This window comes from aff. Roholtiella sp. LEGE 12411 (assembly GCF_015206995.1).
Classification (GTDB): Bacteria; Cyanobacteriota; Cyanobacteriia; order Cyanobacteriales; family Nostocaceae; genus Komarekiella.
Genome location: NZ_JADEXR010000051.1, coordinates 1 through 25353, shown reverse-complemented (window position 1 = coordinate 25353; position 25353 = coordinate 1). Strand labels below are relative to the sequence as shown.

The following is a 25353-nucleotide window of genomic DNA, read 5'->3' as shown; positions in this document are numbered from 1 at the left end:
AATCTAAAATCCAAAATCCAAAATTTTGCTGATTGCTACCCTACTGAAAGGATGTGCGCGTGGAAGAATGCCCAAGTGGTGGCAATCCCTCCTAATAGGTAGTGAGCCACTCCTACAGCTCGACCCTGAATAATGCTCAGAGCACGAGGCTGAATTGCTGGTGCTACTTTCAGCTTGTTATGTGCCCAAACAATGGACTCAATTAGTTCTTGCCAGTAGCCGCGACCACTGAATAGGAACATTAAGCTGAATGCCCATACAAAGTGAGCGCCTAAGAACATTAGTCCATAGGCAGATAGCGCACTGCCGTATGAATTGATGACTTGTGAAGCTTGTGCCCACAAGAAGTCACGCAACCAGCCGTTGATGGTGATGGCACTTTGGGCAAAGTTACCACCAGTGATGTGAGTCACATTACCGGCTGCATCTACCGTTCCCCAGACATCTGATTGCATCTTCCAACTGAAGTGAAAAATCACAATCGATATGGAGTTGTACATCCAGAAAAGTCCGAGGAACACATGATCCCAACCAGACACTTGACAAGTACCGCCACGACCAGGGCCGTCGCAAGGGAAGCGGAAGCCCAGGTTTGCCTTGTCTGGAATTAGACGAGAGCTACGGGCAAACAGTACACCTTTAAGCAGAATCAGGACGGTGACGTGAATGGTGAAGGCGTGAATGTGGTGAATTAGGAAATCCGCTGTACCCAAAGCTATGGGCATCATCGCCACTTTCCCGCCAACAGCCAAGATCCCGCCGCCAAAGGCATAGCTAACTGGTTCTAGTGCGTTGGGAGCAGTGCCACCAGGAGCCAATGTGTGTATATTTTGTACCCACTGAGCAAACACTGGTTGCAACTGAATTGCGGTGTCAGAGAACATGTCTTGGGGACGGCCCAAGGCACGCATTGTATCGTTGTGGATGTACAGTCCAAAGCTATGGAAGCCTAGGAAAATACACACCCAGTTCAGGTGAGAAATAATCGCATCCCGATGACGAATCACGCGATCCAGCACGTTGTTTTGGTTCACAACTGGATCGTAATCCCGCACCATGAAGATGGCAGCGTGGGCTGCTCCACCAACAATCAAGAAGCCACCAATCCACATGTGGTGAGTGAATATGCACAACTGCGTAGCATAGTCAGTTGCCAAATATGGGTATGGGGGCATCGCGTACATGTGGTGCGCGATGATGATGGTCAGCGAACCCAGGAACGCCAGGTTGGTTGCCAACTGTGCGTGCCAGGATGAGGTCATGTTTTCGTAAAGACCTTTGTGACCTTCACCAGTGAAGGGGCCTTTATGGTTTTCCAGGATCTCTTTAATGCTGTGACCGATACCCCAGTTTGTACGGTATTGGTGACCAGCAATGATGAACAGTACTGCGATCGCTAAGTGGTGATGAGCAATGTCTGTCATCCACAAGCCGCCTGTTACCGGGTTTAGACCGCCCTTGAAGGTGAGGAAGTCAGCATACTGACCCCAGTTCAAGGTGAAGAAAGGTGCTAAACCAGCAGCAAAGCTAGGATACAGCTCAATCAACAAGTCTTTGTTCAAGATGAACTCGTGGGGCAAGGGGATGTCTTTTAGGGCAACACCTGCATCCAAAAGCTTGTTGGTTGGTGCGGACACATGGATCAAGTGACCAGCCCATCCTAAAGAACCACAACCCAGCAACACTTGTAAGTGATGATTCAGCATCGACTCCACATTCTGGAACCATTCCAGTTTCGGAGCGCGCTTGTGGTAGTGGAACCAGCCGGCAAACAGGAACAAGCCTGCTAATACCAAGCCGCCAATTGCAGTTACGTAAAGCTGGAATGTATTTGTGATACCCCAGCCACGCCATACTTGGAACAAACCGGAGGTGATTTGAATACCGTGGAAACCACCGCCAACATCACCATTTAAAATGTCTTGTCCCACAATGGGCCAAACGACTTGGGCACTGGGCCTAACGTTTAGAGGATCGCTTAGCCAAGCTTCGTAGTTAGAAAACTTCGCGCCGTGGAAAATCATCCCGCTCAGCCAAATTGTCACTACGGCTAAGTGACCGAAGTGTGCTGAGAATATCTTGCGGGATATGTCTTCTAAATCGCTTGTATGTGTATCAAAATCGTGGGCGAGTGCGTGCAGGTTCCAAATCCATGTGGTGGTTTTGGGACCTCTGGCTAAAGATCTGTCAAAGTGCCCTGGTTGTGACCATTTCTCAAACGAAGTGGGAACCGGGTCGTTATCGACGATGATTCTTGCCTTTTTTTCCTCTCGCTCCGGAGGACTAATTGTCATTCGACCTCCTCTCTTGATCAGGAATGAGGAATCATGAATACCACAAAGTTAACCTTAGCCGCATACTCCAGAAATTTGCTGAAGCCGCGATGAAGACCCTATGTGGAGAGTTGTTTCTCGTTGAATTATAGAGTCTTCACTTGTACTTTGTTAGAGATAATTTAACAATAATTCAAAATCCCTAAAGTAATTGTATTATCTACCTTTCAAGTTCAAACTAATGGACAAAAAGTCAATAGATTCTTCATTTAATTTACAAAGGATAACAATTCGTAATACTTATGGTTTGGGAGGTGGGAGTGGGGGAGTGGGAGTGTAGAGACAAGGGGACAAAGGGAATAAATACTGACTCTTGACTCAACACGGGCTAAACGCCCCGCTACCGCTAACAGCACTCAGCACTCTTCCTAACTCCTGCCTCTTGTCCCCTGACTTCCTTTTGGGCTATGGTTCCCTATGGACAGTTTGAGCCAAAATAATCTGTCAGTTGTTGACGACTATTACACTGGGTGGAAGGTATGAACTCGTGGCAGAAGGCGGTATTAGAGAAGCTCCTTCCTAGGAGGTTCCCGGTTCTCAGGTGGGTAACGATATTGATGCTGGTTGTGGGTTTAACCAGTTGTAGCGACAAAGCTGGTGGCCAGGAAGTATCTATTGGCTCTGGAGAAAACTCTCCACAGATTTCTCAGATTTCCAAGCAATTTTCGGAAGTTTCTCCACCATCTGTGATTCAAGAACTGCGCCCAACTTTGGAAACTTATCAGCCACAGGTGACAATAATTACTCCAAAACCTGATGAAGTTTTCCAAGACAACAAAGTTACAGCCAGTTTTCAAGTTAAAGATTTACCAATATTTAAAGACCCACAATGGCAACTGGGGCCACATCTACAGGTAATTCTCGATAACCAACTTTACATACCTGTTTATGACCTGAATCAGCCTCTGGTTTTGCCAGACTTGTCCCCAGGTACGCATACCTTGCGTGTCTTTGCTTCTCGTCCTTGGTATGAAAGCTTTAAAAATGAAGGTGCTTATGCCCAGACAACATTTCATATTTTTACCAAAACTGACGATAACAATCCCGCTTCTAGCTTGCCTCTGCTAACTTATAGCCGTCCTCAAGGCAACTACGGAGCAGAACCAATCTTACTTGACTTTTACCTAACTAACGCTCCCCTGCACCTGGTTGCTAAAGAAAATGCCAAGGACGAATTTAGTGATTGGCGTATCCGCTGCACAATTAATGGCGAAAGCTTCATTTTTGACCGTTGGCAAGCCGTTTATCTCAAAGGCTTCAAGCCTGGTCAAAACTGGGTAAAACTGGAATTTATCGATAACCAGGGAAATGCTGTTAAAAATGCCTTTAACACTACAGTCAGACTGATTACTTACCAGCCAAAGGGTAAAGATACTTTATCGAGAATTATCAGGGGAGAACTCACAGCAGATGAGGTGCGTGGGATTGTAGATCCAAATTATACTGTCAACATACCAGCTACTAAACCTACACCCGCCATTGAAAAAATACCCCTAATACAACCTAATGCAGAAAAACAGCTTATTCCTGAAACTGAAGTTCCAGAAAAACCAAAAACAGAGCCAACTAAACTAAAACAGCTAGAAGAACCAAAATTGGAACTTCCAACTGCTACACCATCTCCTGTGCCGCCGACGACGCTACCAGAGGTTATGGAGTCTCCTGCACCGGAATCCCAGCCGGAGGTAACGCCTACGCCTGAATCAACGCCGTTACCTGAAAAAATTGCTCCTCAGCCAACAAAATCAAGATTTGGTGGATTTTTCAACCGTCGGGCAAATCAGGTACTGACTCCACCAGCACCATCTCCTATGCCGCCGACGACGCTACCAGAGGTTATCGAGTCTCCTGCACCGGAATCCCAGCTAGAGGTAACGCCTACGCCTGAATCAACGCCGTTACCTGAAAAAATTGCTCCTCAGCCAACAAAACCAAGATTTGGTGGATTTTTCAACCGTCGGGCAAATCAGGTACTGACTCCACCAGCACCATCTCCTGTGCCGCCGACGACGCTACCAGAGGTTATCGAGTCTCCTGCACCGGAATCCCAGCTAGAGGTAACGCCTACGCCTGAATCAACGCCGTTACCTGAAAAAATTACTCCTCAGCCAACAAAATCAAGATTTGGTGAATTTTTCAACCGTCGGGCAAATCAGGTACTGACTCCACCAGCACCATCTCCTATGCCGCCGACGACGCTACCAGAGGTTATGGAGTCTCCTGTACCGGAATCCCAGATGGAGGTAATGCCTACACCTGTATTAACGCCGTGACTTGAAAACCTGAAAGCAGTGCGTCAGTTTCGCTGACGCACTGCTGCTAAGTTAATAAGCCATTCAAGTTGTATGTAAACAGGGCTAAAGCCCTGACTACAAGCGAATCATCTGGGAAAAATGAATGGCGATTAGCTTAATTATGTTGACACTTAGCCTGATGTTTTAACTTGATACTCATGAAATTTTGCTAGTCTCACAATTGGGAGATTCACCCAACAACAGCTGGACTTGCTAAGTTCTCTAATCTTTGTTAGGACTTACGCAACTGGCACACAAGGCTTCTGGTATAAGAGTCAAGGGTCAAGGGTCAAGAATCAAGGTTTTTTGGACTTTTGACCTTTGACTCTGGACAACCTCTGGCGTTAAAAATATGACACTTGCGTAAGTCCTGTTTGTGAAGGAGGACGCATTCCTAAGCCAAGTAAATTTAGCATTTCCCGGTCAGTATCGTAATCTGGGCATGGAGTTGTTACCGTTAACATTTTGTTGTCGTCGCTGGAAAAGATAGAATTAGCTCCTGCCATAAAGCAGAAAGCTTGTTCAACTTGGGAAAGTCTAGCCCTCCCGGCGCTAAGACGTATATCAGAAGCTGGCATTAAAATCCGTGCTGTGGCAATCATCCGTACAATATCCCAAATGGGAACATCAGGCTGATTTTCTAAGGGTGTACCTGGTACTTGCGAGAGAATGTTAATCGGTACTGACTCTGGATGCGGATGTAGGTTTGCCAGAGTATGTAACATCCCTACACGGTCATCGATGCTTTCGCCTAAACCGAGGATACCGCCAGAACATACAGTAACATTTGTTTGACGAATATTCTCAATAGTGTTTAGGCGATCGCCATAAGTCCTTGTGGTAATAATCGTGCTGTAATATTCCTGGGAGGTATCCAAATTATGGTTGTAGGCATACAGTCCCGCTTCTTCCAATCGCCTAGCCTGATTTGCCGTTAGCATACCCAAGGTGCAACATACTTCTAAACCCATTGCGGTCACATCCTTGACCATTTCCAGGACTTCCTCAAATTGTGAGTTATCCCGCACTTCCCGCCAAGCAGCACCCATACAAATGCGACTAACACCCGTTTCTTTAGCTTTCTGAGCAATGCTAACTACCGTTTCTTTTTCTAGGAGTGCTTGCGCCTTTACCTCTGTTTTGTAGCGGGAAGATTGGGCGCAGTAGCTACAATCTTCTGGACAACCTCCTGTTTTAATAGAGATTAGTTTACAGACTTGTATTTTTGTTGGATCATGATATTCGCGATGCACGCTAGCAGCTTGATAAATAAGCTCTAGCAATGGCGTATTATATATCGCCCGAATCTCTGCTTCCTGCCAATCGTAGCGTATTACCACCGACATCACTATCCTTGTTGTAAATTGGATTTTTCAAGAGCTGTCTTTTGGTTGAATCTTCTAAGATACAGTGTTTGGGCAAAGCAATCTCATTAAAGTTATGCCACGCACTCTGCTTTATTACCTATTAGCTCTGAGTTCTTTGGCTGTAGATATTAGAAATCAGCTTGCGCGACCGATAATCTCGCTCCGAGACGTTGCATTGCAACGTATCTACATTTAATTTTTACCAACAATCTTGAACTCTAGTGTATTATCCTATATCCTGACTTTCTACGGAATTAGCATAAATTTTGGAAATTGAACCGTATATTCAGTGAGCTTGCCCTGGGATTATTGGAGTATTCTGTATGATCAAACAAACTGTTGGTATCACGTCCATTGGTTATTACATTCCTTCTGAGATTTTAACCAGTGAGGAAATGGCTAAACTAACCAACTTACCAGAGTTTGTTTTTACTGAAAAAATTGGGATAAAACAGAAACCAATTGCAGGCAAAAATGAACATCCCAGTGATATGGGAATTAAAGCAGCAATAGAAGCTATAAATAAGGCAGAAATAACAGCCAGCGAAATTGATATTATTGTTTATTGTGCCGCTGGAGATTATGATTATAGATTTTGGTCGCCTGCTGCCAAAATACAAGATGCAATTGGTGCAAAAAATGCTTTCGCTTTTGAAGTTAGGAATTTTTGTAATAGCGGCAACTTAGGAATACATCTATGTCGAAATATGTTGCTTGCAGATACTGATTTATCTTATGCCTTAGTTGTTTGTAGTGATAAATTGTCTATGTTGCTGGACTATTCAGATATAGATAGCTTATCAACATTTATCATGGCCGATGGTGCAGCAGCAGCCATTTTACAGAAAGGAGAATTGAGTAATCAAATCCTTTCTTACCATGGAATGACAGATGGAAAATTGGCTGATTGTGTCAAAGTGCCACTAGCAGGAACCAAGTTTCCTGTTAATGTTGCAGAAATTAACCCTGAACTAAGTTACCTAAAAGTAAAAGATCCTCAAAAGTTGGAAACTATATTATCAGAAATATATTTAGAAAATTATGGCAAGGTAATTCATAAGTCATTAGAGAAAAGTGGTTACTCTATAAATGATGTAAATTTCTTGTTAACAAACCAAGTTAAAAGAAGTTTATCAGAAAGCATTTTAGAATCTTTGAATTTAAAGGCGGAACAGACGTTTATTTCTTTGAAGGAATATGGTCATTTGGGTGCTGTAGATACTTTATTTGGTTTAGCAAAAACTATGGAACTAAAAATAATTAAGCCTGGAGATGTTGTAGTTTTAGCTAGTAGTGCTGCTGGGTTTTCATGGGCAGCGTTAACTCTGAAGTATTAGAAATAGAGCGGGTTTTTTATGAATAGACCACAGTAGGGTGGGCATTGCAATGCCCACCCTACAAGCAGCAATAAATCGCTCACTACGAACAAATTACTTATTATCGATCGCATGAGCAGAAAGCTGATTATCTGTGTTGTTTTGGGCTGGCGATCGCGGCGCTTTACGTCCAGATATATCATGTAGTAAACCCATCAGTGCGGGGACAACAGTAGGGGTCAAAATGGTCGAAAATGCCAGACCGCCAGTCAGGACAATGCCTAATCCTTGATATAATTCTGAACCTTGACCGGGTAGAACTGCTAGGGGTAACATCCCCAGTACACTAGTTCCAGCAGACATAAAGATAGCACGCAGGCGATCGCCTGTCGCATTATACAACGATGCATCATAATCTTCACCTGCTTGCTGAAGTTGCAAGGCGCGATCAACTAGCAGAATGGCATTGTTAACAACCACACCTGTAAGAATCACAAATCCCAACGCCGTAATCATATCCAGCGCTACATTCATTCCCGGTATCCAGTTAGCAATTACCAAACTCAACAGTGCGCCACTCATACCCATTGGTACTGTTGCCATAATTACTACTGGATAAAGAAATGAACGATACAAAGCTACCAGTAACAAGTAAGTAATCAAAATCGAAAATGCAAATGCAGTAGCTAATTGAGTAACAGTTGTTGCTAATTGATCTGCTGAACCCGCTAGTTCTAGACGATAGCCTGTCGGTAAATTAGCACGCAGAGGAGCCAAAATTTCCTTTTCAGTACGTTCCACCAGCGTACTCAGTGGGGCGTTGGGTGCAAGAGAGACGGTGAGGCTAATTGAACGCTCCAAATTGACGTGGTTAATAACATCGGCTCCGGTTGTTTCACGAACTTCGGCAATATCACTTAGTTGTACCTGTCGTCCTTGTGCATACAGTGGCAATTGGCGCAGTTGTTCTGGCGTTTCCACTGCGGTATTTTGCAGTTCCACTGAGACATCCAGTTCTTCTTTACCATCAATGTAATCGGAGGCGACTCGACCGCCTAATGCTGCTTCTACCATCGAACCAATTTCGGCTTCTGATAGTCCGACTTCCGCGATGCGTTCCCGGTTGGGAATCACTTGTAATTCGCCTGCTCCCATGACGAAATTGGAACGCACATTCTGCACTCCAGGAATATCCCGCAATTTACCTGTAATTTGCTTCTCCAAGTCACTGATTTGATTTAGATCAGCGCCGACAATATCCACTTCAAACTCTTTACCTGGATCGCGGAAGATGGAAATTCGAGTTGGTATGATAAAGCGATATCCGGCAAAGTTACTGCTTTGGGCACGCAACCGATCTACCATCTCAGCAAGTCCGGTAGTGGTAGCAAATTCTGGCTTTAAAATGGTCGCAATACCCCGCAGCGCTCCTGGACGATCAACGTACATGATCCGCTCAACTTCTGGTTGCGATCGCAAAAATGCCTGTACAGATTCAGATTGCCGGATCGCTTCTGGTATACTAGTTCCTGGTAAAGGTTCTGCCCGCAAAACAACTAAGTTACGATTTCCTTCAGGTAAATAATCCGCAGGTGGTAGCAGCAAAATACTAATTACCAGCAAAGCCAAGGGAATCGCTAGTACTACTAATCTACGTCCAACACGCTTACGTCCCAGTGACCAACTCACAGTAGATGCGAGAAAGTTTTCAAGTTTACCCTGAAAATGACGAAATACCGCAGAACTTTTTGCCACCAAACGCTCAAACCAATTACCGCCTCGGTATTCACCGCCCTCCATCATTTGCATTGCTTCCGATTGCTTAAGGAACAATCCAGATAACATTGGTACTAGAGTCAGCGCCGCAAACAGCGAAAATAAGGAAGAAGCAGAAAGAGCGATCGCCATATCAGCATAGAGTTGTCCGGCTTCACCCGTTACCATAATCAGCGGCACAAACACCACTACGTTGGTCAAAGTAGAACCGAGCATCGCGCCCCAGACTTCCTGTGTACCGTCGATTGCTGCTCGCATGGCACTTTTACCCTGCTGCATGTGGGTAAAGACATTCTCAATCACCACGATCGCGTTATCCACGACCATACCCACCGCAAACGCCAATCCTGCCAAACTGATGATGTTCAATGTGCGCCCAAATGCAGACATGACAATGAACACCATAATCAGCGTTGTGGGAATTGTAATCGCCACCACCGCCACGGTACGCATGGAGCCGAGGAACAAAATCAAGACGATTGTCGCTAGTAGCGCTCCACTAAATAAGTTTCCTTGTACAAACGCCACAGATTGATTTATGTATTGGCTTTCATCGTAGTTGTAAACAAAAAGAATACCTTGGTTTTCCCTGTCAAACTCAGCTTGAAGTGCGGTAATCTCTGCTCGCACACCCTTCGCAACCTCTGGTACATTCGCCCCAATTTGACGAATCACACCGATTGCTACCGCAGATTTGCCGTTGAACATCAACGCACTATCTTGCGGTTTACGCCCCATTTGTACCTGTGCGACATCCCGCAAGTAAACTGTACCAGAATTGTCACGTCGCAGTACAAAACCTTCTATTTGCGATAAATCTTGCGATCGGCTGACCGTGCGGACTCGATATTCCCGCCGTCCCAAAATTAATGGCCCACCCCGGATATCGCGGTTGTTTTCTTGGAGTACCCGCACCACATCACCAATAGTAAGATTGCGATTAGACAATGCTTGCGGATTGACCTTTACCTCCACTTCCCGCTCTTGTCCACCCACTAACAGAAATTGTCCAGTTCCCTCGACTCGCCGCAAACGCGGAATCACCACTTCTTCTGCTAAATCTCGATAGCGGTCTGCATTTGGCTGAAATCCTTCCTTAGTATCAAAGGGAATCCACATCATTGGGGAACTATTACCACCCACCAGTTCTACACTCGACTCTTGTGCTTCTGGCGGTAAGCTTTGCACTTGTTGCAAGCGGTTCAATACATCTACCATGCGCTCTTTGGCGTTGGCATCCTGAGCAAATTCTAGGGTGATGGAACTACGTCCTGCACGAGAAGTACTACTGATTTCCTGGACGCCCAGCACCTCTTCCATCTGTTCTTCGATGGGGCGCGTAATCAGGTCTTCTACTTCCGTGGGGCCTGCTCCCGGATAGGTAGTCGTAATAGTAATTTCCGGGCGATCGCCTCCTGGTTGCAATTCCAGAGGCAATTTCAGAAGCGAGAACACCCCAAACATTGCTAGTAAGCAAAATAAAACAAAGGTTCCATGTCGCCAACGAACAGCAGTTTCGATAAAGTTCATAATTTTATGACTTAAAAATGCCTTTGGCAAGATATTAGGAAAGAGTTAAAGGAAAAAGAAAAAAGGAATCTTTGCCTTTGACCCTTCCCCCTAACCCATCTTCTGCAAGAAGTCTGTACCTCGTTCCCAGTCTCCGACTGGGAATGCTGACTGTGGAAGGCTCTGCCTTCCTGACTCGCAACAGAGCTGCAATCAAGAGCATCTCCAGGTTATAACTCAGCACTCAAGTGCGATCAACTATCTTCACAAGCGCACCATCTTGCAACCCATCACCACCACGCAGCACAATGCGTTGACCAGTGCGTAAAGTGGGATGGTAGATTGCCACCTCTTTACCCATGTCAGCAACCATTTCTACTTGAATTTGTCTAGCTTTACCATCAGCAACCGCAAAAACCAGCCACTGATTTTGGCGTCTGGTTAATGCATCGCGGGATACGACAAAACTAGATCGATTCGAGGGCATATTCAGGTTGCCGGCGATCGCCATTCCCGGTAATAATCCTGGCGGCGGATTATTGATTTGAACACGGATGCGCTGACGACGGGAAGCAGCATCAGCGGAGGGAACCACAGCGGTGATGTTGGCACGTTGTTTCCATTGCGGGAGAGCGCGAGATGTGAGATCAATGGTCATGGCGGGAGTAACTTGACTGCTCAATTCTTCAGGTAACTCTAGAAAAATGTCGAAGCGATCGCTTGCAACTAAGGTGACAATTTGACTAGAACTTTCTACTAAATCACCATTACTAATATGCCGAGTCTGTACTACCCCCGCTTGGGATGCCACAATTTTAGTGCGCTGTTGTGCCAGTTCTGCTTGAGCTAGGGTGGCTTTGGCTGCTTCCACGTTCGCCCGTTGGGCGGCGATTTCCTCTCGAATCGGCCCAGCTTTGGCTTCGGCAAATTCAGCTTCGGCTTCTAAGCGTTCTCCCTGGATGTTATCCAATTGTGTTTGAGCTTCCACGAGTAATCTTTGAGACAGAGCACCTTCTCTCACAAGGTCACTGGTGCGCTTCAGGTTATCCCGTGCTTCCAGTTCTCGCGCCTTGGCAGATGTGATTGCTGCTTGACGTTGAGCAATGATTTCTGGACGAGTACCTACTTCTAAGCGAGCCAAATTGCTACGCTGCTGTGCTAGTTGTGCCCGTGCTTGGGCGATCGCCAATTGTTGATCGGTGTCGTCTAGGATTGCGATTGTCATCCCTGACTTAATGCGATCGCCCGATTGCACGAATATTTTCTCCACAATCCCATTAGTTTGAGCGCGCAGTATTGATTGCTGACTGGCTTCCACCTGTCCCAAAAGTTGCACTCTTTTTGTAGCACTTCCAGTTGTCAAGGCGATCGTTTCAATCGCCTTTGGGCTTGGTGCTTTCTGCTGTTGGGCGACAGAGGGACTTGGTGCGCCACCAGGAGCCAGTGTTCGCCAAAGGATGATGCCACCAGTTGCCACAAATAGGATCAGCAATCTCCTGAACCAGGGTTTGCGAGAACGAGTTGGTGCTAACTCAGAAGGCACAGAACTGTCTGGCTGGGTTTCAACGATTGAAGCTTGATCTTCAGAAGTATCCATAGTAATTCACGGTGGCTACTGAAGGTTAATCGTTAATGGTTGACAGGTACAATAAGTCATCAATTGTCAACCATCAAAGGTTACTTCTTTAACTAGATTTAAAATACGTTACCTTTTTTATAGTTTATTGGATAGTTATGACAAAGAAATGTCAGCTATAATTAGACTTTTTGTATTGGTGTTGAAGTTTAAAGACTTATTCAGGAGTATCAAGCCTAATAGCGAATTAGTTCCTTAATGCGATCGCGTGGTAAGCCTAACTCTTGACTAAGGCTAGTTTCAAGTTGACTCGGTTCCGTTACTGGAAACTCAAACCCAATGGTTTTGATAACTGAGTTATCCGTTTTGACATTCACCAACGAAACGCCATCTTGTTGCCGAATTTCCACCTCAATCGCCACTATTCTTTTCATCATTTGCCGTGCCGATTGCTTATCCGCTTGCAGGTATTTTTTATTATCGTAGGTGCGGCTCAAAATCCGATCTCCCACAAAGCCACTCCCTAGCCAAAACACCAACCCAACCAATGGCAAGGATAACCAAAACACAAAGCCAATTGATCGCAACACCTGAAATAGTTGAAGTTGGCGCATAGAAAATATGGGGCTTGAAACTGTAAGATAATTTCTACCAAAAGATTGACAAAGCTTACTCAAAATTCCTATTTGATTTTTGAAAAAACTGCGTACACCTCTAATTCCCTTTTCCCCTATCCCCCATCTCTACGAGTCAGTTCACAAATCAAATCTGATTACCGAAAAATTGGGTCTAAAGCCCCGTCGTTCTACGACGGCTTTTTCATAATTATTGCTCATATTCATCATATAATTACGCTAGATGTAAAGGCGTAACCATGCTTGTATTTGAGGCAAAACTTAAGGGTAGTAATGAGCAATACGAAAAGCTTGATGAAGCAATTCGGACTGCTCGTTTTATCCGTAATTCTTGTCTTCGCTACTGGATGGATAACAAGGGAGTCGGGAAGTATGAGTTGAGCGCCTATTGCGCTGTTCTGGCACATGATTTCCCTTTTGCTAATAGTCTCAACTCGATGGCTCGTCAAGCCAGTGCTGAACGGGCTTGGTCGGCAATCACTCGGTTCTATGACAACTGCAAGAAGAATGTAACCAAAAAGGGTTTCCCACGCTTTAAGAAGCATCAGACACATGATTCTGTAGAATACAAAACCACGGGTTATAAGCTATCGGATGACAGGCAAACGATCACCTTTACCGATGGTTTTAAAGCAGGAAGTTTCCGGTTGTGGGGAACCCGTGATTTGCACTTCTACCAGTTGAATCAGGTTAAGCGAGTTCGGGTTGTCCGCCGCGCTGATGGGTATTATGCCCAATTCTGCCTTGATGTTGAACGGCATGAGTTGCGGGAGCCAACGGGTAAAACCATTGGGCTGGATGTTGGTTTGTCCCATTTCTACACCGATTCTGATGGTCAAACCGTTGAGAATCCCCGACACCTGCTCCAAAGCGAGAAGTCTTTGAAACGGTTGCAACGCCGGATGTCTAAGACTAAAAAAGGTTCTAAGAATAGAATCAAGCGACGAAATCGCTTGAGCAGAAAACACCTCAAAGTAAGTAGGCAGCGTAAAGATTTTGCTGTGAAATTGGCAAGATGCGTTATCCAGTCTAACGACTTGGTTGCTTATGAGGATTTGATGGTGCGGAACATGGTTAAGAATAGAAAACTGTCCAAGTCTATAAGTGACGCGGCATGGTCGGCTTTCCGTGATTGGTTGGAGTATTTCGGCAAAGTGTTTGGCGTGGTGACGATTGCTGTTCCACCTCACTACACTAGCCAGAACTGCTCTAACTGTGGGGAAGTCGTCAAGAAGTCTTTGAGTACAAGAACTCATAAATGCCACCATTGTGGGTTTGTATTAGATAGAGACTGGAACGCCGCTCGGAACATACTTGAGCTTGGACTTCGTACCGTGGGGCACACGGGAACGCTTAACGCCTCTGGAGACATCGACCTCTGCTTAAGTGGGGAAACTCCTTTAAGTAAGCCGAGTCGTGGAAAGAGGAAGCCCAAGAAGTAATTCTTGGAATCACCGCACCTTCAGGTCGGTGAGGATGTCAATACATGTCACTCTTTTAGCTTAATCTTAGAACTGAGAAGCAGAAATCACAGCAAGCTGAGCAAAATAGGATGCTGATCTTATTAGTGGAAGATGACCCATCGCAGTTAGAGCCACTGCGGACAGCATTGTTGAAAGTGGGGCATACAGTGGATGCGATTGAAGATGGAGAAACAGCGCAATGGTTTGCTTTTCGCAAAGACTATGACTTACTGATTCTAGATTGGATGTTGCCCAAGGTGAGTGGGGTAGAAATCTGTCGGGTCTATCGACGAGCGGGTAAATTAGCTCCTGTGCTGATGCTGACAGCGAAAGATACAGTTTTGGATAAAGTAACAGGTTTGGATGCAGGAGCTGATGATTACTTAGTGAAGCCTGTGGATGTGCTGGAGTTGTTAGCACGAGTACGAGCACTGGGCAGGCGATCGCCAATGTGGCAAGGCGATATACTCAGCTTGGACGATTTGGAACTTCATTTATCCAATTTGACCATCGAACGTGGTTCGTTAACGACTCAACTTTCCAGCCGAGAGTTTCAATTGATGGAATATTTGATGCGTCATCCCCGCCAAGTCTTATCACATGACCAAATTGAGCAAGCCATTTGGAGTTGGGGAGACGAACCCGAAAGTAACGCAGTTACAACCCTAGTTCGCCGCCTGCGCCAACGTTTACAAACAGTTGATGCTAAAGATTGGATAGAAACAGTGCATCGAATGGGTTATCGATTGAATCCGCCAAATTAGTCAAGGGTCAAGAGTCAAAAGTCAAGAGTCAATGGTCAATGGTCAAGAGTCAAGAGTTAGGAAGCACAGAAAAGGCACATCTGAAAAACTTACTGCAACTCCTCCACTCCCCCACTCCCCACTCCTCCACTCCTCCACTCCCCCAGTTTCCCAAAGTGTTTAATCACAGTCGCCGTAATCTTGCTCACTGGTTCGCCCTGTCGATGGGTGGAATTTTATTTGCTTTCGCAGGAGTGGGCTACTGTCTAAATGTGGAAGACCAACTGCGGTTTTTTGATGACGAACTCTTCTACCAAAGTAAAACCTTTGCTGCTAAAACCCAATACTCGCTTTATCAAAGTCAATGGCAAAATCAGCGTAGCCAGACTCCTCTAGAGAACGGTGTATCTTTGAATGGCGGGCTGGTATATGCTCGGTGGTATAACGCTAATAAACAACTTGTACAGTTTGTTGGTTCATCGGGTAGCAAACAGTTGACTACCGAACCCGGATTTCAAACGGTGCAAGAAGCGCCGCTAGGCTCAGGTCATTTACCCGCTACAACTACCTGGCGCCAACTCACCGTTCCAGTTTTACAAGATAAGGTACTCGTTGGCTACTTCCAAACAGCAGCTCCAATGAACTCCCTACGCAGCAGCTTGAATCAAGCTCGCTTGTTTTTAACTCTGGGTGTTCCCGTTACATTTGGCGTAATTGGCATTACAGGTTGGTTTTTGGGTGGCTTAGCAATGCGACCAACTCTTCTTGCTTATCAGCAATTGCAGCGGTTTACAGCCGATGCTTCTCATGAACTACGTACACCTGTCGCAACAGTATTGAGCAATGCCCAAGTTGCTCTAATACCGCCCGAAGACTCATCCGAGCAACGATTTCGGTTGCAAAAGATCGCGGAAACAGCCAAGTCCATGAGTACGCTAATTAACAATCTGCTTTTTCTTTCACGCTATGATGCATCACTTGGGGAAACCATATTAAAACCCGTTGATTTGAACGACTTGCTGCGATCGCTTGCTCAAGAGTTTATCACTCAATCTTCTGCCCAACTCAATTTCAGTACTCAACTTTCCGAGCAACCCGTCATGCTACAAGCTGACGCCAACTTGCTTAAACAAGCCGTAATCAATTTACTAAGTAATGCTTTTAAATACACGCCAGCAGGCGGTAAAGTACAACTACGTCTTTTTACTCAGTCTCACCGTGCTGTGATTCAGGTCGAAGACAATGGTATTGGCATTCCTGCTACTGATTTGCCGCATATCTTTGATCGTTTCTATCGCGTAGACACTGTACGATCTCGCCAAACGGGCGGCTTCGGACTTGGACTTGCGATCGCCCAACAAATTGTGCAAGCATACGGGGGGCAAATCACTGTAAAGAGTATACTTGGTCAAGGTTCAACCTTTCAAATTAGTCTTCCCCTCAAACTTTGACCAATGCTTGATGATATGGGGTTTATGAGATCAGAACTGCCAATAATTACAAGCGATCGCCTATTATTACGAATGCCGATCATAGAGGATATACCTCAAATTATTAAATACTTTACTGATAATAAAACCTATTTAACTCCATTTTACCCTCGTTGGGCTGATAGCTTTTTCACCGAAAAGTATTGGCAGTATCAGATAGAAAATAGTTTTATAGAATTTATTAATGACCAATCATTGAAGTTATTTATTTATACAAAAAAAAATCCAAATATAATTATTGGAACTGTTAATTTTAGTAATTTTGTTCGAGGAGCCGCTCATTTTTGTTATGTAGGATATAGCCTCGCTGAAACTAGACAAGGTAAAGGCTATATGACAGAGGCGTTAAAAGTAGCAACTCAATATGTATTTCAAGAATTAAATTTTCACCGCATCATGGCAAATTACATGCCCCATAATCACCGCAGTGGTAATGTGCTCAAAAGACTCGGATTTGTAATTGAAGGATATGCTAGAGACTATTTGTTGATTAATGAACAATGGGAAGATCATATCCTTACAAGTCTCATTAATCCTAACTGGCAACCAGACCAATATTAACTAATTTGATATACATTTAGTTGGCAGCGTTGTCGTAGTTAGAAGAGTGGAGTAATGGAAAAGTGAAGAAGTGGGGGCAGTGCTTCGACTGCCCTCAGCAACCGGGGCAGAAAGGGCAGAGGGACGAAGGAATGGGTGACAAGGAGAATAACCACTGTTTTTTGACCCTTGACCCTTGACCCTTGACTCCTCAATCAGCACTCCTTATTAACAATTAAAATTTAGTATTAAGACTCGCGGACTTGATGTAAACTTCGATTCAGCCAGTCTTCATACCAATCATTAAAATTCAAAGGTTTTTCCTCATTACTATCTGCATGAAAATCATCGGTATCGGCATCATGGAAAGAACGACAGAAACTCAAAGAAGTAGGATATATCCCATTATCATTAGTGCGGTCATCTATCCAGATTCTTCCTCGTTGTTTTCCTGTAATGACTAACATCGCATAAATTCCACAACCATAATTTGCAATGGTAAGAGTACCCTGAGTGAATCTATCATCAAAGTAAGCATCTCTGAGGACAAAAGAACCAGGTTTGTTCTCAGTAATCAAATCCAAATTATTCCATGCTTGTGTTAAAGGAAATGGTTTAGAGAAAAATTCAGCTTTTTTGGGATATGGTGCTGGAATTACATTTTCATATTCAATTCCTGGCAGTCTGTATAAACCATATCCAGGCCCAGCACCACCATTGCCAACTTCTAATAGAAAGTTTCGATACTCACTGGGTAGCGTGATATCGTATTTGGATTCAAACCTTTGAATATCTGTGTCACTCAAGCAGGGGTTGAGTTGATATTGATGTAATTCTGAGCCAAAAACTTGAAATGTAGCGTCTAAAATTGCTAATTGAGTCAAGTTTTTCTTTAGTTGCAAAACTTTAGCCATTATGCGCTCCGATTATGATGGTGGCGCTGCCATATTTGAGATATGGGTCGCTTTCTTCGTCTATGCCGATGCCAGAGGTAGTATTAAAGGAAGAATGAATTAAGTTTTGCTCGTAATGACTCTGGCTGAAACTCCAAACTACAAGAATTCTAGCAATCCTTTTCTTACCCTCAACTACGAAAGCGCCTTAGAATCTCTAGGCGATGACTACTACGACGAAGTTGCAGCCGCGGAATTTCCCCAACACATCTTGCGTTGGCGTAACGATGCACTGCTACCTCGGTTAGGGCTAGACCCCCAAGCAGTCACAGACGAAGATTTCATCACAGCCTTTGGTAAATTTCAGGGGCGCAAACCCTTGTTAGCACTACGTTACCACGGCTATCAATTTGGTGAATATAATCGGCAGTTGGGTGATGGCAGAGGCTTTCTCTACGGGCAAGTACGCGCCAGTGATGGCGAATTGTACGACTTTGGGACGAAAGGTTCGGGTAGGACGCCCTACTCCCGTGGTGGCGATGGTATGCTCACGCTTAAAGGCGGAGTGCGAGAAGTTTTAGCAGCGGAAGCACTTCACTACTTGGGAGTACGTACCTCCCGATGTCTAACCATGATTGAAACAGGTTTATCCCTTTGGCGAGGCGATGAACCTTCACCTACTCGCTCATCTGTGATGGTCAGAATGAGTAGTTCTCATCTTCGGTTTGGCACTTTTGAGCGACTGCACTATTTACAGCGTCCAGATTTAACTAAAAAGTTGCTAGACCACGTAATTGAGCAATATTACCCACACTTAAATGCTCAACAAGATAAATATGTCTTGTTTTACGCTGAATTAGTCGAACGGTTTGCGAAACTAGCAGCACAGTGGATGGCAGCTGGCTTTTGTCATGCAGTCCTTAATACTGACAATATGTCAATTACAGGAGAGAGCTTTGACTATGGCCCTTATGCGTTTATTCCTACTTATGACCCGTACTTTACTGCGGCATATTTTGACTACTATAGACGCTACTGTTACAGCCATCAACCAAGTATTTGCAAGTTGAATTTGGAAATGCTCCAAGAACCTTTGAAGGCAATTATTGATAAAGGTGAATTGGAAGCGGGATTAGCAAAGTTTGATGAGCATTATTATGCTGAATACGGTTCGTTGATGTTGAAAAAACTGGGTTTTGAGCAGTTACCACATCCAGCCGCCGATGAGCTTGTTAATCTAACAATTGAGTTTTTACAAGATAGCCAAATTGGTTATCACCAATTTTTTTATGAGATGGCTCGCACATTTTCATCTAAATGGCGTGATGAACCTGGTTTTGTGCTGAATAATTCAGACATTGTGCCAGTCCCAGGGGTATCAGCAATTTTTGATAATTGGTGCATACTATACCATAAAATTTTGAATAGTTTTGATTGCGATCGCATTGATGTAATTGCTCAAACTCTGGCTGTTCAGAATCCTAAAACAGTATTACTTAGACCTGTAATTGAATCTACTTGGGAAGCGATTGCTCAAGAAGATAATTGGCAACCTTTTTATGAGTTAGTCCAGCAAATTCAGTCTAGGAGTTAGTCTTAATTTCATATATTTGGGAACTGGGAATTATTGATAACACACAACATTAAATACCCAGTACCCATTTTTGTTAATACCGAATTCGTGGGTCTACATAAGCATTTAAAATATCTATCAAAATGCTGGCGCTTACAACGATCGCACCAAAAAATACTAGTACTCCCTGGACTGTGGGATAATCGCGATCGCTAATGGCTTGATAAAGTCGATTGGCTAACCCAGGCCAGGAAAATGTCACCTCTGTCAAAATCGCCCCACCCAACAGAGAAGCAAAGGTCAATCCCAAGACTGTAATTACTGGAATCAGCGCATTTTTTAAGGCATGGGAGACTAAAATCTTGTTTTCAGCTATGCCTCTAGCCCTAGCTGCTTCTACATAATCTGCTCGTAAGGTTTGTTTTAAATTTACTCGCACAATTCGCTCAAAAATTCCACTGAGCAATATTCCTAATGTGAGACTCGGAAGAGCGAGATGGTGCAAAGATGTGAAAAACTGATTCAAGTTACCACTCAACAGACTATCAATTGTATACAGCCCAGTGATCAAAGAAGGAGCAGGAAGATTTGGCGGAAAACGGTTGGAATTCGGAAACCAACCCAATTGTACTGAGAAAATCAACTGTAAAAGCATTCCCGCCCAAAACATTGGCAGTGCGTAGGTGATTATCCCAAACAATCGTCCACCTATATCAAAATATGTCCCAGGACGAGAAGCCGACAGAGTACCAACTAAAATTCCAACGATAAGCGCAACCGCCATACTAAACACGGCTAATTCCACCGTCGCCGGAAAATATTGCCCAATTATGTCCCAAACATACTGTCCTCGACTCATTAAAGAGGTTCCCAAATCAAAGCGCAGGATGTTTCCTAAATAATTCAAGTATTGTAGCCACAGTGGAAGGTCTAAACCCAATTGTTTTCGCAATTCCTCTTTAGCCGCTTCTGGCGCACGTCCACCTAGTATTGCATCTGCTGGGTCTCCTGGTGTTGCTCTTAATAAAAGAAAGACAATAGTAATGATTGTTAATAGCTGAAGTGGCGCTAAGAGTAAACGAGAGACGATGTAATATTGTAAAGCTTTAGAACGGGACATATTTTAGTTGGAAGTTAAGGGTCAAGGGTCAATCGTCAAGGGTCAATCGTCAATCGTCAATCGTCAATCGTCAATCGTCAAGGGTCAAGGGTCAAGGGTCAATCGTCAAGGGTCAAGGGTCATGGAAAATAGAAATTGACGAGTTTCATTTTCGGTGAAAAACATGTAAATAAAATGGGCGAAAGTTTAATAACTATTAACTGTTGACTATGGACTTTTGACTATTGACTATTGACTATTGACTTTTGACTCTTAACTACTTTTTAAGTGTCTTGTATATCAGATTTTGAGTAGGGTCAAGTTGTGTGTTGCTAACGTCTTTTTGGGCAAATACATAGTCTTTGTTTTGCCAGAGAGGAACATAAGGAACATCAGTAGCTACTTGCGTTTGAATTTCTGTAAAGATTTTCTTACGTGCTTCAGGATTTTGCTCTTTGCGTTGCTGGTCAATTAGTTTATTAACAGCTTCGCTATAGTAAAACGAACCCTGAGTTTGACTTCCACCATCTTCACACCCTTTAGCAACCGACCCTTTCTGGCAAGATAAAAATGGCTGTATATAATTATCTGGGTCTAAAAAGTCTGGATACCAATCAAGCAAAGCTGCTGGATATAAACCCTTGGTAATATCTTTGAAGAAAGTAGGGCCTTCCGCAGGAGTAACTTCAAATAGTAATATTCCATCCATCTTTGTATCAGCAAGAGATTTAAGTATCTGTGCTGCTAAACTACGAGTTGGTGAACTAGAAGGATACCAAATTTGTATTCTTGCAGGATTTTCTTTAGAGAAACCAGCAGCAGTTAACAATTGTTTTGCCTTATCCAAATTAGCATCACCATATTTATCTTTAAATAATGGCTGAGAGACATTAAACGTAGTGGGAATCATGCTGTAAAGCGGATCAGCTTGACCATACAAAGCTCGCTGCATAATTAATGGGCGGTCAATCATTGAGGCGATCGCAGCTCTAACTTCTGGTTTATCTAAAGGCTTCTGATTCCGGTTCAATACTAAATAGCTTACTACACTGCCCTGAGCAGTGATCGCCTGCCAATCCCCTTTTTTACCACCTTCCTCTAAACTGCGAATTTGATCTGGTTGCAGGGATAAATAAGCTACATCTACTGCGCCTGTGCGGAAGGCGTTAAATAGATTAACTGGACTAGTCTGGATTTGGACGTTAATGCCTTTATTAGCTGGTTTTTCTCCCCAATACTTGTCAAACACATCAAATCGTAGTGAATCAGTGCCATACTGCGCTAACTTGTAAGGCCCAGTCCCCACAAAAATATTTGGCTTAAATTTCCCCGCGCCAATTTCATAAGCTTTGGGCGAAACTGCACATACTCCAGAAAATGCCAACAGTGAGGGAAAGGCTGCAAACGGCTTTTTCAGCTTAATGGTTAACTCAGACTCGCCTGTGGCTTTCACGGAGTCCACTGTATCAGCGAGTAAGAAGGAAGGTTTACCCTTATTTTCAATAAAGCGCTGGATACTAAACTCCATTGCTTTGGCGTTGAAAGGAGTGCCGTCGTGAAAAACTACTTCCTTACGTAAGGGAATAGTATAAGTTAAACTATCCTGACTGACTTTTGGTAATGCTGTAGCTAGTTGAGGCTGAATTTCAGTGCTTCCTGGTTCGTAAGTATAGAGGCGATCGCTCATATTAAATACTAAACCCAAGGATGCCAATTCATAAGCATCAGCCGGATCTAGGGTTCTTGGCTTCGCTGTTGTACCTATAGTAATCCGACCATCACCTGTAGGACTACTCACAGAACCAGATTGTGGGGTAGTTGTCTGGGGGCGAGGAGCGCAACTCACAACTAGCACTAAGCATAGACAGAACAAAGATAGGAATTGTGTAATCCGACCCCACTGTCTTACGGACAAAGAAAACCAGGTCATATCATTAAGATTTTTGAAATTAGCGGTCAGCAATTATATTATGTTTTTGTCCCTACTGTCTTAACCATCCGAATTTCTGAGCGCTAGCTTCCAATACTCAGATTTCTTTAGTTCAACGCAGTATCTTGCACAAAACAGTTTCCCGTAAAGACCAGCTACATTGCTTTACTTAAACAAATATCGTGTTTATACATCAGCAACTCAACGATCACGATACATATTGTGAACAACAGATTGAAAGTCTAAATATAGTGAGACTAAGACCGTGAAGTATTTCTTTCTATCTGAAGGATGGACAGTTGCCAGAGTGTGGGCGTCTGATGGACTCTGGCAAATCACTGCATGGCGACGCCAACCAGATATTCAGCGAATGAATATTTGCTTAGTAGAACAAAACGAATTGTTATGGCTTTATCGAGTTGAAGAGGCTATTTTAACCGTCGAAGTGAAGCCAATAACACCAGTAATTGCTAGTAAGACCATCGGTCAAGTAGTACTTAAACGTTTAATGAGTGCCGAACAGGTAATCGAACGCCTAGGTACGGCTGAGACGAGGTGTCAACTGCAAAACATCCAATCGGTGGTTCAGTGATTCAGTGCAGGAGTGGTAAATAATAAGGGGGATGAGGGAGCAGAGAAAGAGAATAATTAATGACAAATAACCCTTGACCCTTGACTTCTGACTCCTGATTCCTTTCAATCACCCTCGTAAAGATACGCAAATTAAATCTGTGACAGGGACTGGTAGCGAAAAATCTGGAACATGCTACGCGATCGCATCAATTTACACGCTTGCAAACAGTTCCATCAATAGTTACACTTTTTAAAACATTCTCATTTTTGCTTGGCGATGCCTACCCCATGGGGTATGACTTCCGAAGCGAGTAAAACTTTGCCAAACTCCCACACCGTCTAACTTATTAAGACTAAGCTGTGGTAAGGCTCTGGTGGCAATAACAAAAAACAAGAGAGAGTTTTATGAGTGGCGATTCAGACAATGGAAAGTCCAGCAGGCGGGTTTACCAACCTAGGAGCTTTCCAACACAGCGCCGCAGGAGTTTTTTCTCCCTAGGCGACTGCTGTCTTCGCAGCGGTAGCGACGTTAAGAGCCTCACCCGTGCGCGCAGCATCTCCGACAGGAGAATAGCTTTCGCTACTCATAGCCTCACTAAGAAAATTACTTTGTAAACTAATTCTTCGAGGAGGAGCGTAGTCGATGGGACTACCCTGGTACCGAGTACATACAGTAGTTCTGAACGATCCAGGTCGACTGATTTCTGTACACTTGATGCACACAGCTTTGGTTGCAGGTTGGGCTGGTTCAATGGCACTGTACGAACTAGCTGTTTTTGACCCCAGCGATCCTGTTCTCAACCCAATGTGGCGACAAGGAATGTTTGTGCTGCCCTTCATGGCACGTTTAGGCGTTACCCAATCTTGGGGTGGTTGGAACGTTACTGGTGGCCCAGCAACCGATCCCGGTTTCTGGTCATTTGAAGGTGTAGCCGCAGCTCACATTGTTCTTTCCGGTCTGTTATTCCTAGCTGCCGTCTGGCACTGGGTTTACTGGGATTTGGAACTATTTAGAGATCCCCGTACTGGTGAACCCGCCCTAGATTTGCCAAAGATGTTTGGCATTCACCTGTTCTTATCTGGTCTACTTTGTTTTGGTTTTGGTGCTTTTCACCTTACCGGACTATTTGGCCCAGGAATGTGGGTTTCTGACCCCTACGGAGTCACTGGCAGCATACAGGCAGTGGCCCCAGAATGGGGGCCAGATGGATTTAACCCATATAACGCTGGTGGTATTGTGGCTCACCACATTGCCGCTGGGGTTGTTGGTATTATTGCAGGTTTATTTCACCTGACAGTACGACCCCCCGAACGGCTCTATAAAGCCCTACGGATGGGGAACATTGAAACTGTACTTTCTAGCAGTATTGCCGCAGTATTCTTTGCCGCTTTTGTCGTAGCGGGTACTATGTGGTACGGCAATGCTACCACCCCCATTGAGCTGTTTGGCCCTACCCGCTACCAATGGGATCAAAGCTACTTCAAGCAAGAAATTGACCGCCGCGTCCAAACTAGCGTTAGTCAAGGTGCAACCCTTTCTGAAGCTTGGTCGCAAATCCCTGAGAAATTAGCTTTCTTCGATTATGTCGGCAATAGCCCTGCTAAAGGTGGTCTATTCCGCACAGGGGCTATGGACAAGGGCGATGGTATTGCCCAGTCTTGGCAAGGACACGCAGTGTTCAAAGATTCGGAAGGACGGGAATTGAATGTCCGTCGTCTTCCCAACTTCTTTGAAACTTTCCCAGTCATCTTGACCGATGCTGATGGAATTGTCCGCGCTGACATTCCTTTCCGCCGAGCAGAATCTAAGTACAGTTTTGAGCAATCGGGTGTTACCGTCAGCTTTTATGGCGGTAATTTGAATGGTCAAACCTTTACAGAACCTGCCGATGTGAAGAAATATGCCCGTAAGGCTCAAGGCGGTGAAATCTTTGAATTTGACCGGGAAACCTTGAATTCTGATGGTGTATTCCGTACAAGCCCCAGAGGTTGGTTTACCTTTGGACATGCCGTATTCGCTCTGCTATTCTTCTTTGGTCATCTCTGGCATGGCGCTCGGACAATCTACCGAGACGTGTTTGCCGGTGTTGATGCCGATTTAGAAGAACAAGTTGAGTGGGGTCTATTCCAGAAAGTGGGTGATAAGTCAACCCGCCGCAAGGAAGCTCTCTAATTATTGGGGACTGAGGACTGGGGACTAGAGACTAAGGTAAGTAAAGAATCAATCCCCAATCCCCAATCCC

At 44.4% G+C, this 25353-nt stretch carries 17 protein-coding genes; 9 read left to right on the top strand and 8 right to left on the bottom strand.

Annotated features, from left to right (window positions below):
* Window positions 1–35: 35 nt before the first annotated feature.
* Window positions 36–2294 carry a photosystem I core protein PsaA gene (gene psaA / locus IQ246_RS13770; protein ID WP_162395749.1) on the bottom strand — a complete coding sequence of 753 codons (2259 nt, stop codon included), beginning with the start codon at window positions 2292–2294 and terminating at the stop codon, window positions 36–38.
* 518 nt (window positions 2295–2812) lie between these two features.
* On the opposite strand from psaA, the gene IQ246_RS13765 reads away from it, so the two are divergent.
* Window positions 2813–4606, top strand: a complete 1794-nt coding sequence (locus IQ246_RS13765) for a hypothetical protein (protein ID WP_244142024.1) — start codon at window positions 2813–2815, stop codon at window positions 4604–4606.
* A 365-nt stretch (window positions 4607–4971) separates the two neighbouring features.
* Here IQ246_RS13765 and bioB read toward each other — a convergent pair whose 3' ends face one another.
* Complete coding sequence (gene bioB / locus IQ246_RS13760; RefSeq protein WP_194003913.1) at window positions 4972–5973, bottom strand: biotin synthase BioB; 1002 nt, start codon at window positions 5971–5973, stop codon at window positions 4972–4974.
* A 344-nt stretch (window positions 5974–6317) separates the two neighbouring features.
* Here bioB and IQ246_RS13755 point away from each other — a divergent pair, with 344 nt between their 5' ends.
* Entirely contained in the window at window positions 6318–7331 is a 1014-nt protein-coding gene (locus tag IQ246_RS13755) for a 3-oxoacyl-[acyl-carrier-protein] synthase III C-terminal domain-containing protein (protein ID WP_194003911.1), read from the top strand.
* A gap of 93 nt (window positions 7332–7424) precedes the next feature.
* Here IQ246_RS13755 and IQ246_RS13750 read toward each other — a convergent pair whose 3' ends face one another.
* From IQ246_RS13750 to IQ246_RS13740, 3 genes are all read right to left on the bottom strand, one after another.
* On the bottom strand, window positions 7425–10616 hold the full coding sequence (locus tag IQ246_RS13750; RefSeq protein WP_194003909.1) for an efflux RND transporter permease subunit: 3192 nt from the start codon (window positions 10614–10616) through the stop codon (window positions 7425–7427).
* A gap of 223 nt (window positions 10617–10839) precedes the next feature.
* Complete coding sequence (locus IQ246_RS13745) at window positions 10840–12192, bottom strand: efflux RND transporter periplasmic adaptor subunit (protein WP_194003907.1); 1353 nt, start codon at window positions 12190–12192, stop codon at window positions 10840–10842.
* A gap of 215 nt (window positions 12193–12407) precedes the next feature.
* Window positions 12408–12785 carry a hypothetical protein gene (locus IQ246_RS13740; RefSeq protein WP_194003905.1) on the bottom strand — a complete coding sequence of 126 codons (378 nt, stop codon included), beginning with the start codon at window positions 12783–12785 and terminating at the stop codon, window positions 12408–12410.
* 260 nt (window positions 12786–13045) lie between these two features.
* On the opposite strand from IQ246_RS13740, the gene IQ246_RS13735 reads away from it, so the two are divergent.
* The 4 genes from IQ246_RS13735 to IQ246_RS13720 all read left to right on the top strand — a co-directional run bounded on the left by IQ246_RS13735 (window position 13046) and on the right by IQ246_RS13720 (window position 17063).
* Window positions 13046–14248 (top strand): RNA-guided endonuclease TnpB family protein, encoded by a 1203-nt coding sequence (locus tag IQ246_RS13735; RefSeq protein WP_194003903.1) that lies wholly within the window; start codon window positions 13046–13048, stop codon window positions 14246–14248.
* Window positions 14249–14358: 110 nt separating this feature from the next.
* Window positions 14359–15033, top strand: a complete 675-nt coding sequence (locus IQ246_RS13730) for a response regulator transcription factor (RefSeq protein WP_194003901.1) — start codon at window positions 14359–14361, stop codon at window positions 15031–15033.
* A gap of 155 nt (window positions 15034–15188) precedes the next feature.
* Window positions 15189–16463 carry a HAMP domain-containing sensor histidine kinase gene (locus tag IQ246_RS13725; protein ID WP_194003937.1) on the top strand — a complete coding sequence of 425 codons (1275 nt, stop codon included), beginning with the start codon at window positions 15189–15191 and terminating at the stop codon, window positions 16461–16463.
* 24 nt (window positions 16464–16487) lie between these two features.
* Window positions 16488–17063 (top strand): GNAT family N-acetyltransferase, encoded by a 576-nt coding sequence (locus IQ246_RS13720; protein ID WP_194003935.1) that lies wholly within the window; start codon window positions 16488–16490, stop codon window positions 17061–17063.
* A 227-nt stretch (window positions 17064–17290) separates the two neighbouring features.
* Here IQ246_RS13720 and IQ246_RS13715 read toward each other — a convergent pair whose 3' ends face one another.
* Window positions 17291–17956 (bottom strand): SMI1/KNR4 family protein, encoded by a 666-nt coding sequence (locus IQ246_RS13715; RefSeq protein WP_194003899.1) that lies wholly within the window; start codon window positions 17954–17956, stop codon window positions 17291–17293.
* Window positions 17957–18071: 115 nt separating this feature from the next.
* On the opposite strand from IQ246_RS13715, the gene IQ246_RS13710 reads away from it, so the two are divergent.
* Window positions 18072–19529, top strand: a complete 1458-nt coding sequence (locus tag IQ246_RS13710; RefSeq protein WP_194003897.1) for a YdiU family protein — start codon at window positions 18072–18074, stop codon at window positions 19527–19529.
* Window positions 19530–19602: 73 nt separating this feature from the next.
* Here IQ246_RS13710 and IQ246_RS13705 read toward each other — a convergent pair whose 3' ends face one another.
* Window positions 19603–20628, bottom strand: a complete 1026-nt coding sequence (locus tag IQ246_RS13705; protein ID WP_194003895.1) for an ABC transporter permease — start codon at window positions 20626–20628, stop codon at window positions 19603–19605.
* A gap of 256 nt (window positions 20629–20884) precedes the next feature.
* A complete protein-coding gene (locus tag IQ246_RS13700; RefSeq protein WP_194003893.1) occupies window positions 20885–22537 on the bottom strand; it encodes an ABC transporter substrate-binding protein in 1653 nt (550 codons plus the stop codon).
* A 265-nt stretch (window positions 22538–22802) separates the two neighbouring features.
* Here IQ246_RS13700 and IQ246_RS13695 point away from each other — a divergent pair, with 265 nt between their 5' ends.
* Both IQ246_RS13695 and psbB read left to right on the top strand, forming a co-directional pair.
* Window positions 22803–23129 carry a hypothetical protein gene (locus IQ246_RS13695; RefSeq protein ID WP_194003891.1) on the top strand — a complete coding sequence of 109 codons (327 nt, stop codon included), beginning with the start codon at window positions 22803–22805 and terminating at the stop codon, window positions 23127–23129.
* A gap of 624 nt (window positions 23130–23753) precedes the next feature.
* Window positions 23754–25283, top strand: coding sequence for a photosystem II chlorophyll-binding protein CP47 (psbB, locus tag IQ246_RS13690; protein WP_194003889.1), 1530 nt, complete (start codon window positions 23754–23756; stop codon window positions 25281–25283).
* Window positions 25284–25353: the final 70 nt, after the last annotated feature.